The 12,514-nt window shown below is 38.8% G+C and carries 9 protein-coding genes; 2 read left to right on the forward strand and 7 right to left on the reverse strand.

The window, feature by feature from the left end:
- Positions 1-58: 58 nt before the first annotated feature.
- From BN1938_RS08930 to BN1938_RS08945, 4 genes are all read right to left on the reverse strand, one after another.
- Complete coding sequence (locus BN1938_RS08930; protein ID WP_330581555.1) at positions 59-1,177, reverse strand: anaerobic sulfatase maturase; 1,119 nt, start codon at positions 1,175-1,177, stop codon at positions 59-61.
- 8 nt (positions 1,178-1,185) lie between these two features.
- Positions 1,186-1,974, reverse strand: coding sequence for a sulfite exporter TauE/SafE family protein (locus BN1938_RS08935; RefSeq protein ID WP_050640266.1), 789 nt, complete (start codon positions 1,972-1,974; stop codon positions 1,186-1,188).
- A 283-nt stretch (positions 1,975-2,257) separates the two neighbouring features.
- Positions 2,258-4,636: a beta-glucosidase gene (locus BN1938_RS08940; RefSeq protein ID WP_050640267.1), complete on the reverse strand. Its 2,379-nt coding sequence runs from the start codon at positions 4,634-4,636 to the stop codon at positions 2,258-2,260.
- A gap of 38 nt (positions 4,637-4,674) precedes the next feature.
- Positions 4,675-7,122 (reverse strand): glycoside hydrolase family 2 protein, encoded by a 2,448-nt coding sequence (locus tag BN1938_RS08945; protein ID WP_050640268.1) that lies wholly within the window; start codon positions 7,120-7,122, stop codon positions 4,675-4,677.
- A 187-nt stretch (positions 7,123-7,309) separates the two neighbouring features.
- Here BN1938_RS08945 and BN1938_RS08950 point away from each other — a divergent pair, with 187 nt between their 5' ends.
- Positions 7,310-8,515 (forward strand): helix-turn-helix transcriptional regulator, encoded by a 1,206-nt coding sequence (locus BN1938_RS08950; protein WP_050640269.1) that lies wholly within the window; start codon positions 7,310-7,312, stop codon positions 8,513-8,515.
- A 205-nt stretch (positions 8,516-8,720) separates the two neighbouring features.
- Positions 8,721-9,320, forward strand: coding sequence for a TetR/AcrR family transcriptional regulator (locus BN1938_RS08955; protein WP_050640270.1), 600 nt, complete (start codon positions 8,721-8,723; stop codon positions 9,318-9,320).
- 22 nt (positions 9,321-9,342) lie between these two features.
- Here the strand turns inward: BN1938_RS08955 and BN1938_RS08960 are convergent, their stop codons facing one another.
- Genes BN1938_RS08960 through BN1938_RS08970 form a run of 3 tightly spaced genes read right to left on the reverse strand, consistent with a single transcriptional unit; the run spans position 9,343 to position 12,504 of the window.
- Positions 9,343-10,245 carry an AEC family transporter gene (locus BN1938_RS08960; protein ID WP_050640271.1) on the reverse strand — a complete coding sequence of 301 codons (903 nt, stop codon included), beginning with the start codon at positions 10,243-10,245 and terminating at the stop codon, positions 9,343-9,345.
- A gap of 34 nt (positions 10,246-10,279) precedes the next feature.
- Positions 10,280-10,981 (reverse strand): GDSL-type esterase/lipase family protein, encoded by a 702-nt coding sequence (locus BN1938_RS08965; RefSeq protein WP_242843830.1) that lies wholly within the window; start codon positions 10,979-10,981, stop codon positions 10,280-10,282.
- Positions 10,982-11,037: 56 nt separating this feature from the next.
- Positions 11,038-12,504 (reverse strand): MFS transporter, encoded by a 1,467-nt coding sequence (locus tag BN1938_RS08970; RefSeq protein WP_148487152.1) that lies wholly within the window; start codon positions 12,502-12,504, stop codon positions 11,038-11,040.
- Positions 12,505-12,514: the final 10 nt, after the last annotated feature.

The following is a 12,514-nucleotide window of genomic DNA, read 5'->3' on the forward strand; positions in this document are numbered from 1 at the left end:
TTCTCCTTTCAAATGAACTGCTTTAAAGATTTTATGAAATAAAGTTTATAATTTCTAATCATCGAGTCATCGATAATGCCATATCCATCATCTGATCTTTGCATGATTTGAAAAACATTCTATAACTCTCACAATAGTAATTCTTATATTCACCAGTGGCTTCTAATAAATCTCTATTTCTTTGACACCCTCCCCGACATAAGCTATAGTAAGCGCACTCGATACATTTTTTTTCTAAGCGAAGTGATCTCTCAATGAATTTCAGCTCAATTCTCTTTGCATTTATATCATCTAGCCTGTTAAAATTAAAGTTCCCAAGGCGGTACTCATCCAACATATAGAAGTCACACGGGTACACGCTGCCATCCGCCTCCACTACAGTCTGGATTCCACATGTGCCCCTTTGGTCACAGGCTTCCGGTTGATATCCCATAATAATACCTAAGTAATTATCAAATTGCCGTATATATGGCTGCGTCCCATTTTTCCAATCCCTATACCACAATTGAAATAGTTCTATGAGAAATTTTCCATATTGTTTAGGACTAATTGCATATTCCCTTTGCCCATGTTGCTCTTGCAGCGGTTCTAGGCATACTATATATTGCTGATATTGAAACTTTTTTCGTTTATAAAACTTATAGATTTCTCCAATCTGTGATGCAACTCTTCTATTTACTACAGTTAAAATGTTGTAGTCAACCTCATACTTTTCTAACAAATCAATGGAATGGCAAATACGCTCGAATGTCGGATTTCCTACTTGATCATGGCGATATGCATCATGCACTTCCTGTGTTCCATCTAACGAAATACCAACCAAGAAATGATTATCTTTAAGAAATTGACACCACTTTTCATCGATCAACATCCCATTTGTTTGCAATGCATTATGAACAATAATTCTATTTTTATTATACTTCTTTTCAAGTTCAATACATTTTTGAAAGAACTCAATCCCACAAAGTGTTGGTTCGCCTCCTTGAAATGCATAAGATATCACTTTATCCGCTTGAAGCATTGTTTTTCGTATAACATTTTTTAAAGTCCGTTCTGTCATAAATCCATAATTTGTTTGCATTCTATTCTGTGTTTCATCACAGTAAAAGCAATAATCACATCTCATATTACACATCCCAGAAGATGGCTTCATTAGTACACTAATTCCATGCATCATTATCCTCCTCATTGTAAGTAAGCGCACATATTATAAAAATTTATCATTATTAGCAAAATCAGCAATGTGATAAATAATTTATTTATAGTTTTGATTTCTATTTTATCATTCCAATATCTCCCTAAAATGCCACCAAGAATACCACCACTTACCATCAATATTAGGGTTCTGACATGAAAGTAGGGTATGCTTCCCATTACAACTGTTGATATTAAACCGGTTATCTGCGAAATAAATATGATGTAAAGAGAATTTTCAACAGCAACTTTTGTACTCATAGAGAAGAAATAATATAAGACAACAAGATTTATAGGGCCACCACCTATCCCCAAGAATGAAGACATCATACCAAGAGCTAATCCAATAATGATACACATACAAGCACTTTTTATCTGTTTTGCTCTTATGTAATTTTTTCTTATTGTGTATATCAGAGTTCCTATCGTAACAATTTGCAAACAAATTGACTGAATTGCACCAACTTGACTCAAATCCTGACTCGTCTCTTTTACAAAATTAAATATACACTTACCAATCATGCCACCCAAGGCTGCTCCGGCAGTCAAAGGAATGCCCGTTTTCTTCCGGCTCCTTGACTTTCCACTAATCTCGCTTCTTAACACAGAATAAGTCGACATTGACAGAACTGTACACCCTGATAAAAAGCTAATCGCAGTTACATTCATATCTCCAAATGCATCCATTAATGGTTTTATAATTACACCACCACCAACCCCACAAACTGCTCCAACAACAGATGCAGCAAAACATATAATAAAATAAATAAAATCTATCACTTATCTCCTCTTTTCAAATTGCGCTCTCCTATATCCTCATTCTAGCCTTTCTTCCCTTTCTTTAATTCTACTCTACTGCCAACAATTCAGTGATACTATATTTCGCTTTTTTATACTATTTTTCACTATTTGGTTTTTAGTAAAACCGTAAACTTTTCCTGACATTTCAACAAACTAAACAGAGCGATAAGGCAGCGAACGAAAAAAATATGTGCAGCAAGGCTTCTAATTCTATCACCCACCGCACATATCTCCTCATTTTATCAATCTATCTTTTCTTTATTTATATTAATTTTACATCAGCAAAGAAGTCCCGTTTTGTATAATCAATCAGCATTGTTTCATCTTGATGATATTCCACTTCGTATACTGGTAAATTGCAGCCCTTTCCAAAGAAGAATATGAAATCACCTTTTTCTACTATCCACTCACCTTCCAAATTGATAAAAGCCAGTTGATCAATCCTGAAAGAAAATGCGGCTCGTATTGTTTCACCTGCCTTCAGAACAACTCGTTTAAACCCAATGAGTTCTTTAGCCGGACGAATAATTGAAGCACGCTTATCTATTCCATAAAGCTGTACCACCTCTTCTCCATCCACCGCTCCGACATTTGTCACATCGATTGAGATACAAATAACCGGCATCCCGTCTTCCGCATTTGTCACATCCATAGTTCCGCTTTCATAAACAAATTCCGTATAGGATAGTCCATGACCAAATGGCAGTTGCGAGGCACATGTCATCGTTCCATAACCATTCGGATTAATACCACGTAATCCATTATCAGAGCGGCTTCCCGTATGCTGATAAAAGTAAACCGGTGTTTGTCCTACATGTCTGGGAATGTCCATCGGAAGCTTTCCAGCAGGATTATTTAATCCTACGATTGTTTCCGCAATCGCATTTCCACCATAAATCCCTGGAAGCCAGCCTTCTAAAATCGCCGGAATATTTTCATAAAAGAATGGATCTATGAGCGGTTTATTATCTGTATGTACAATCACAACATTTGGATTAACTGCATGTACTCTCCGAATCAATTCACTCTGTCTTCCCGGTAAGGTAATATCAACATTATCAACCCCTTCACCGGCAGTACATTCTGACATCATACCAATCTTCCCGCCAACGGTAAGAATGACGATGTCTGCCTCCTGTGCTGCTCTTTCCGCTGCTTCAAAATCGTGTTCATCCTTTATAAAATGACAGCCCTTTTCGTATACTGTGTTAGGGAATAGCTCTTTCATAGCTTCATAGATTGTCTTGGTTCCACCATGCTGCTCCCGTATTTTAGCATCCACATCGTCTGTGAAATCTGGCAATGCTGTGGTTTTCTCTTCTGATATGACAAAAGCATCTTCTTCAAATTTTATGCCTTCCATCCCTACCATGCCAGAATTCATAATCACCATAAACATCTCCTCATTGGCCGGATAACTATATGCGCCATTCAACATAAGCAGGTTATTTCCTGTCGGCCCAATAACTGCAATTTTTTTGCTCCGGTCTTTCAGTGGTAAAATACCATTATTCTTGGTAAGTGTCATTACCTTTCGTGACACTACTGCAGACTGGATATCATTTTCTGTGTTATCCATCTCCTGAAACTCCCCATAGGGTTTCTCAAACAATCCCAGCTCAAATTTTAATTTTAAAATCCTCTCTACAGAGCGATTCACATATGCTTCTTCTATCTTTCCTTTACGAACAGCCTCGGCAAGTGTTGGCCCATAACCATACTGATTTGGCAATTCCACATCAAGTCCTGCTTTTAAACAATGCACACCAGCATCCATTGCATTTTCTTCAATTGGGCATTTCTCAACAATGTTCTCAACAGATGTATAGTCACTTACAACTACCCCGTCAAATCCCAAATCATCCCTCAATAGATCTGTCAAGATACGCTTAGATCCGCAGATCAGTTCCCCATCATACTCCGAATATGAATTCATCACTGACTTAAGATCCGCTTTTCTAATCGCTGCCTCAAAAGGTTTTGCAAAGTTTTCACGGATATCTCTCCAGTCTGTCACAGTGCGTGTACCATTGAGACCGCCCTCAGTCTGTGAATAACCGATGAAATGTTTTGCTGTAGCAGCAACACCTTCCCGTAAATCCTCTCCCTGCAAACCGGATATATAAGCACAGGACATTGCCGCTACAAGCGTCGGATCACTGCCGTAATCTTCACCGGTTCTGCCCCACCTGAAGTCTCTAACCAGATCCAGTACCGGTGATAAGGCCTGACGCACTCCGATATTTACCATCTGTTTTCTAATACGATCTCCCATATCCTTAACTAATTCTGGTGCAAAGGTTGCCCCTAATCCGATCGATGTCGGGAAAACTGCACATTCCGAAAACATGGGGCCACTCAATGCTTCCTGATGTACAATTGCTGGAATTCCCCAGCCGCTCTGTTCCATCACCTGATCCTGAGTGCGACGTATCATAGTGGCAAGTTCTGCTGCTGGTGGAAGCCCAACGAACATATACACTTCGCCTACTCCATTTTTTATTGCCTCTTCCTGGGGCATGCCCATTACCATTGCGCAAGTGAGCTGCTGCGTCTTCTGTTCCAGTGTCATTCTTTTCATAAGATCTTTTGTACGTTCTGCTGCTGGAAGCTTTGGATTTTGAAACGGATATTTACTCATTAATAATATCTCCTTTTTATATAATTTTAAATTGGTCTCTATTCTACTTCTATTTGTAACTCAACCCTTTTGCCTGTATTATCTATAATCAGAATATTTCCATAGCCAGCTTCTTCCTTAGCCCGAATAACAGCCAGCATTCTTCCTTCAAAAATCTGATGTTCCTGGTCGATATACCTCTCTTCTGTCTTGGGGTTTCCTGAACCTGCACCCAACACTTCTATAGGTCCCTCTGTTCTAATCTCTACGGTACGGTCTATTGCCATATCCAAATTGTTCTTTTCATCTCTGTATTCTATCTCCAAAAATGACAGTTCATTTGAGCTTGCTCTTAATTTCTTTTTATCAATATTCACCAATAATTCTGCATTTTTCGCAGTTTGCAGGATTTGTCGACCTACTTCACATTCGTTAATATACGCAATCGCTTCAACCACCCCCGGTTCATAACACACTTCCCACTTGCAGTAAAACTTCTTTGTATCCTCTCCAACAGTTTTTTTGCCCATTGAATTTCCGTTTACAATCAGTTCCACTTCATCAGTATCGGAGTATACTTCAATATATGTCGTCTTCCCTTCCATCCCAGGCCAAGTCCAACTGTGAATGGAGTCTGTCCACGACCATTGCGATACATACATCTTTTTTCCGATGTTTTCCGGTCTATGAACTGAGATATACGGTATATGCTTTCTCCCTCCCCAGATGATTTCCCGCCAATAAGAAATTGGTCTGCGATATCCGGTTAAATCAAAGTCACCACAATATGCCAGTAACCAAGGGTATTGCCCATACACGTTCATTACTCCGTCATCTTCTGTTGTACGCCCGATTCCCGGTTCGCCTATGTAATCCCATGCTGTCCATGCAAAATCGCCAATCACATAGCTACTACTCTCAACTAATCCCCAATTCAAATCCAACTCTGCGGGATTTGTTTCACTACCACAGAAAATACGGTTTGGTCTGTCTTCATGGTCTTTTTTGTACATGTAGGAAGCATAATTATAACCAATTACGTCCAGCATTTCACAGGATTCCATGATTGCATTGCGGCTGATTGGATGCGTATTAATTGCCGGCATCATCCCCATCAACTTTGACATCATATTATTAATTTCTGTTACTTCTACATTTCCTGTTTCAAGACTCTGCGCAATTGGTATCATCTTGTCCAAATTGGCCATCATTACATTAATTCCATTCGTTATTAAGCGGTAAGAATCAATATCTTTTAATTTTTGACAAAATCTTCTTCCCCAATGTGCTGCGAGGTCTGAACCTACGTCAGAAATTTCATTTCCAATTGAATACATAATTACACTTGGATGGTTATAAGCAACACGAACCATAGATTCTATGTCCTCTTCCCAGCATTCCTCCATCCAAAGGGAATAATCATACGTCGGCTTTGCATGTGTCCATGCATCTGCATATTCTTCCATGACCAGCATTCCATATTTGTCACAGGCATCCAAAATAGCATTTCCTACCGGATTATGCGAAGTTCGAATTGCGTTATAACCAGCCTCTTTCAACATCCGAATACGGCGATCCTCTGCATCTGTCACACTGACTGCACCAATAACGCCATTATCACTATGGATACATCCTCCCTTCAACTTTACGGTTTTCCCATTTATACGTAGTCCATGTACCGTGTCCAGCCTGATTGTCCGTACCCCGAATGTGCCATTCGCACAGTCAATTTCACCATTTTCATCTTCAATGATGGTTTCATATGTATATAAATTCGGCTCATCTGCATTCCAAAGCTGCGGTTCAGGCAGATACATTCGTTGACGGATAACTATTTCTTCTCCTGAAAACACATTAAATATTGTATCAACTTCAACCGCATTTTCTCCATCCTGCGTTTTGAGCACAGTTCTTACGGTTGCTTTTTTGTGTCCTGCATTTTCATTCTTTACCGTTACCGCTACTTCAATTGTTGCAACTTCTAAATCTGCATCCAAAGTGGTAAGTCGCACACCATCTGGTTGGATATGCAGTGCTTCACCAACCATTAGCTTTACATCTCTATAAATACCAGTCCCTGTATAATATCTTCCATTTGGATGAATACCGTTTAATGCCGTTACCTTAATTTTATTCGGTTGCCCAAATGCCAGATAATCACTAATTTTTGCTACAAACCCACTATATCCAAAGTGGTGCCTTTTCACCACCTGATTATTTACTTCCAATATCGCATTTGCATACACCCCTTCAAACTCCAAATAGATAACTTTTCCCTCGTCATCTTTTTTGGGTGTATACATTTTCTCGAACTCCACATTTGTGGGCGTAAAGTAGCCAATTCCTGATTCTTCCACGTTTTCTGCCTTGCGTTCGGATAAAAGCATCGCATCAAAAGGAAGATTCACACTCGTCGTACCTTGTGCAGCTGCTACAAAAGCCGCCATCATTGGATTATCTAAACCATTGCGAAATCCCCATTTTTGATTAAAATTTTGCTTAATCATGGTATTCACCTCACTCTTCTTTTTTATTTGCTTTCTGTATTATTTTAATAAATTATCTCAAAACACAATAATACAATATTTCATTTCATTGAACGATTTTTCGGTATTTTATTGAGAAATATATTGCTTATTTGGGTGTTATGTATTTTAATATATAGTGAATGACTGATAACAGGAGGTACTACCCATGTCCGAAAAATCCAATAACTATTCTTATATTGCACAACATATCATGGAATGTTTTCATATTCAGACATATGTTTTTGATGCTTCCTTGAATATGATTTGTCCTGGCGAATCAGTCTCCGCCGAGAATCTGCATTTTATAGTAAAGATCATTACTACTTCTGTTTCCTCAACTTTTCCGCAGATTCTGGTTCTTGAGGACAATGCCTATTTCGTACTTTTCCCTTGCAGAGAAAATTACCATATGCTACTTGGCCCAGTAATGAGCAACTACTTGACTACTCATCAAATGAATGAATTCCAAAAAAATTACCCGTTTAATTCTGAAAAGAGACGCTTTCCAAAGCTTGCCGTGTCACAACTTATGAGCTTGATTTCTATGATCTGGCTGATGTTAACTGGAGATTCCATAGAAACCCATCAAATCATTATACATAAAAATAATTCTCTTCAGCTTAATGAATCCGATTCTGTGGAATACCATCTTTATATTCATAAAGAGGGGAAAGAACCAACTAATTACGCGGGCGAGCAGATTTGGTGTAGCTATATTGAATCCGGAGATATTCAGAAAATGAATGAAATGATTTCACACACACACAATATCTCCTCTTCTTTTAGCAATGTCGGTACACTGGCTAAAGACAATAATTATAAACAAGTTGAATATACCCTTGTAACCTCTATATCACTTGCGATGCATGCCGCCATCCGTGGCGGGGTTCCCCCACTTAACTGTTATCAAACTTCTGACTTGCTGCTTCAGAAAGCTGCCGTATGCAGTGATATTTTGAAATTGTATGATCTATTCATTGAATGCTTCCGAACATTTACTCTGCTGGTTTACCAGCATAATCAGGAACCTCAATATGGAGCAATCATTGAACAATGCAGGGATTATATCGCCAAACACCTATATCACCCATTTAAAATTGCAGATATGTCTGCTAAACTAAATATAAATAACAATTATCTTTCTCAGCTTTTTGCAAAGAGAACCGGCATGACCATACAGCATTATATCCGCGATGAACGTCTGAATGCAGCTGCTAATTTGTTAAAATATTCAGAGGAATCCATCGGGCAAATATCTGATTATATGCAGTTTTCTTCTCCCAGCCGTTTCAGCAGTTATTTTAAGGAAAAATTCCATATGACACCACTGGAATATCGAAACCGATTTAAACTTGCAGAATTTAAAGAGTAGCTTATGTGCACTGAAAGTTTAATACAGCCGGTTAGTTTATTAACACTTGTTGATTTTTTTGTGATTTTATTCTATAATGAGGAGAGCATAAAATCAACCGTCACAAAATAACGAATTGTATAGTTGTTAACACTTATCTCATTTTTGTCTATAACTTTATTTTTTTCATCAATGTAAATAAAATTCAAGGAGAATTTTTGTTAAAATGTCACAAGTGGAAAATATTATAAATAAAAAAGAGCGAAAAACAGATAGACGGACTCTCTATACCAGAAAAGTCATTATGGATTCTTACATTAAGCTATTAAAAGAGAAACCTAGGGATAGAATTAAGGTTACTGAACTCTGCCGCCTTGCAGAAATTAACCGCTGTACCTTTTATCTCCATTTTGAAGATATACGTGCTGTGGAGATAGCAATTGAAGAGGAATTATCCGTCAAATTCAAAAAATATGTGGACACGCAAAGACCCGGTTACAGAAACCGCCAATCTATTTCAGATACCTTTTTAGACACCATGCTTCATGATGACACCTTTACTACATTAATGTCTGTCAATACCTCCTCAAACCTCTTTTTAAGCTTTATGGAACCTTATTATCAAGAGGTACTAAAAGCATCTTTGCCGCATGGCCATAATCTATCCGTGCGAGAACAAGAACTATTGTATACATTTATCGTAGGTGGTGTTACTGCGATACAGCAAAACTGGATTCATAATCATAGTGATGTGAAATCTGAAAATCGTTTTTTGGATTTGATGGTGCGTCATCTCATGGCAATTAAAGAGAACTCTGATATCTGATCATTCCAACATGAGGGATATTCTACATTGCTATCCAAATAATAACCGGTATGGTAATTATTGAAAAAAGTGTCGAGACAACCACTATCTCCACTGCATATGGATAATCCTGTTCGTGCAGTTGGGCATAGATAGCAATATTAGACCCAACCGGGCATGCAGAAGCAATTAGGATAGCCAGTTTCATTTCCATAAACTGCGTCGGAACAGGAAGTAACACCAGGACCGAAAGCAGGGGAATCAAAACCAGTCGCACAAGGCATGCAAGATAAATTTGTTTCTTCTTGAACATACCCACTAGGTCTGTCTGTGCTATATAGATACCGACCAAAAACATAGCAAGCGGTGCATTCAGACCGGCGAGGTAAGACAACGTATTTGTAACCTGAACAGGCAGTGGACACTGGGTAAGAAACAGCAGAAGCCCAACGATAATCGAAATAAAGAAAGGTGCTTTTACTAAGGCACCAATCTTAATCTTACCCTGACGGCCAGTCATGAGCGAGATACCATAAGTCCACTGCATGAGATTCAAGAACCCAATAAATGCAGCAATATAAAAGACCGCACCTTCAGTAAGTGATGCAATTATTAACGGCACACCGAAAAATCCCGGATTGGAAAAGGCGGCGGCAAAGGCGGCAATCGGATCATTGCGGAAGAATAGTTTTGACATCAAAATACTTATCACTAAAATAATACATGCCAGTAGTGCTGACAAGAGCAGGGCTACCAGATGCTCCTTTGTCCGTTCTACCATGAACCCATTAATGATGACCCCAGGCAGAACCACATATATCAGAATATTACCAATCCCTTTGCTACCATCCGGGGATATTTTTTTTGCCTTAAATAGCAGAAAGCCAATGCCAGCTAAAAGAAACATTATAAAATTCTGAGAAACCAGTGTAAGTGCTATCTGCATGGCAAAATCTCCTCGTTTTCATCTTTACGTCTATTTATAGATAAGGTTTTAAATTACGAAAAACCTGAAAGTAAGCATCAGGAGTCATATGCACTCCGTCGGTAGTGTATTCAGCTTTCAAATCACCATCTACATCTGCAAGACCGGCATTTGCATTAATATAATGATAACCATATCTTACCGCCAGTTTTTCAACTTCACGATTCGCTTTGTTGATATTTTCCTGTGTTCGTAAGCCAAAGGTCTGTTTGCTAAAAGGACTCCCGGCAATGACCGCCTGATTTGTCGGATAATATGCCATCAAATACACATCACAATTCGGTTTCTGAGCTTTTAACTGCGTAAGAATGCAGTCATAATTTGTGATGAGATGATTAAGCCAATCACCATCGGGAGCGATACTCTCGCTGATATCGTTGGTTCCAATGTTTATAAATACCCTAGAAGGATCCAGTTCAAGAAGGACGGTGTGGATATTCCGTAGAAAGTCGTCAGTAGTAAACCCACCAACACCACGGTTATAGATAATCGATTGGATCCCTTCAGCAATACAGAATTCTTCTATAGGGAAATGTTCCATCAGGGAAGAACCGGTAAACAAAATCTGACCTTTTAGAGCGTACTTGTTCAGGCCTCCCAGACGGGTTATCTTACCCTGGCGTTCATTACGGAAAACCTCTTCTATTATCATGCCAATTATAGCACCCGTTTTCTCATCTAAGTCTTGAAAGTTCATTTGTATCTCCCCCCTTGTATTCTATTGTTCTTTCATTGTATCAGATTAATTATGTATTACTTTTCAGTGGATGTTGCTCCTCTTTTTTCTTCCAGTTCTTTCATAATATTCGGTCGAATCTTCTCCATATCCCAAATCAGCAGGAGAATAATCTGAATAACAGCCAGCGCCATTGGTACACCAATCATCAACGCAATTTCTGAGTTCAGTGCAGACTGTGCCTGCACCTCTGCCCCACCATTATATAATCCCAAAGCCAAAAACCAACCCACAAGTGCGGTACCAACACCGGAACCAACCTTGGAGCCGAAACTTGATAGGCTGGTTACAATTCCTTCTGCTCGTTCACCAGTCCTCCATTCGCTCCAGTCTGCCACATCCCCTGGTAATGTACCAATAGCCGCTCCATAAAACATCGTTCCAAATCCTTTCATAGCACACATACTAAAGAATAGAACTAAATTATAAGGATTTATGAACTGGATTGCTGTAGAAACAATAATAACACAAGACCCAAAAATCATTATTTTTTTCTTACCAAACTTATTATAAAGCACCGGTGCAAGAATAGCTCCCAGTATCATTGTCGGAAGGCTTACCAAACCAATCAGACCTATTAAGTTTGCATCCCCCAGAATATCTCTTGCATAATATACATTCACTCCACCGGTACTATTTCCCATATAATAAGCAACGCTCAGTAATGCAGCAATATAAAAATACTTACTCTTGGACAGATTTTTAAATACCTCTTTTAAAGGCATCCGATCTTTCTTGTCCTTTTCTAACTCCATTTCTTTGCCACTGGCTCTGGCCACATCCACAGCAGTAATCTGTTTTTCCGTGACTCCAAAAAAGGTAATCAGGATGCAGACCAAAGCAATCACTGAAAGAATAATCGTCATCTTATCCCAGGCTGCCTGACTTTTGATCCCACCCAAAGCATTCAGCAACGGCATACTGACCATACCAACCCCTAATGCTGTTAACATAGCAAATAAAGTACGGAATGTGGTTGCTACATTTCGGTCATTACTGTCTGGTGCAAATAAAGTAAACAGTGTAATATATGCCATATTTACAGCTGTATAAGTAATCGCAGACATTATTGTATAGGTGACTGCAATATAAATTGTCTTTCCCGCACCGGTCAATGCAGCCGGAACATGAAAAGTCAAAAAGAATGAAATCATCAATGGTACACACATCCACAGCAGCCACGGCTTGGCTTTCCCCCATTTTGAATGTGTCTTCTCAATGATAAATCCCATCAAAATATCACTAAGGCCATCCAATATTCTCGCAGCCATCATAATTGTACCCGCTGTTGCTGCTGATAAGAATATACTGTCAGTATAATAGAGTGTCAGGAAACTTCCTACAAATCCCCATATAATATTACATCCCACATCTCCCATAGCAAAACGGATTTTCTCGCCAAATGTACTGATTAACGGATTGCTTACGTTCTTGCTTTTCTTACCCATTTTCATTCCTCCAAACTGTATTTTTGATAGTTTCACTTGTCCTGAT

The sequence above is a fragment of the Eubacterium sp. SB2 genome (assembly GCF_001244405.1).
Classification (GTDB): domain Bacteria; phylum Bacillota; class Clostridia; order Lachnospirales; family Lachnospiraceae; genus Faecalicatena; species Faecalicatena contortus_B.

What these genes read in the sequence shown, in the direction of transcription:
- BN1938_RS08960 (WP_050640271.1), bottom strand. Translation starts at nt 10,245, where the DNA reads ATGCAGATAGCACTTACACTGGTTTCTCAGAATTTTATAATGTTTCTT.
- BN1938_RS08945 (WP_050640268.1), bottom strand. Translation starts at nt 7,122, where the DNA reads ATGATTAAGCAAAATTTTAATCAAAAATGGGGATTTCGCAATGGTTTA.
- BN1938_RS08955 (WP_050640270.1), top strand. Translation starts at nt 8,721, where the DNA reads ATGTCACAAGTGGAAAATATTATAAATAAAAAAGAGCGAAAAACAGAT.
- BN1938_RS08950 (WP_050640269.1), top strand. Translation starts at nt 7,310, where the DNA reads ATGTCCGAAAAATCCAATAACTATTCTTATATTGCACAACATATCATG.
- BN1938_RS08940 (WP_050640267.1), bottom strand. Translation starts at nt 4,636, where the DNA reads ATGAGTAAATATCCGTTTCAAAATCCAAAGCTTCCAGCAGCAGAACGT.
- BN1938_RS08930 (WP_330581555.1), bottom strand. Translation starts at nt 1,177, where the DNA reads ATGATGCATGGAATTAGTGTACTAATGAAGCCATCTTCTGGGATGTGT.
- BN1938_RS08965 (WP_242843830.1), bottom strand. Translation starts at nt 10,981, where the DNA reads ATGAACTTTCAAGACTTAGATGAGAAAACGGGTGCTATAATTGGCATG.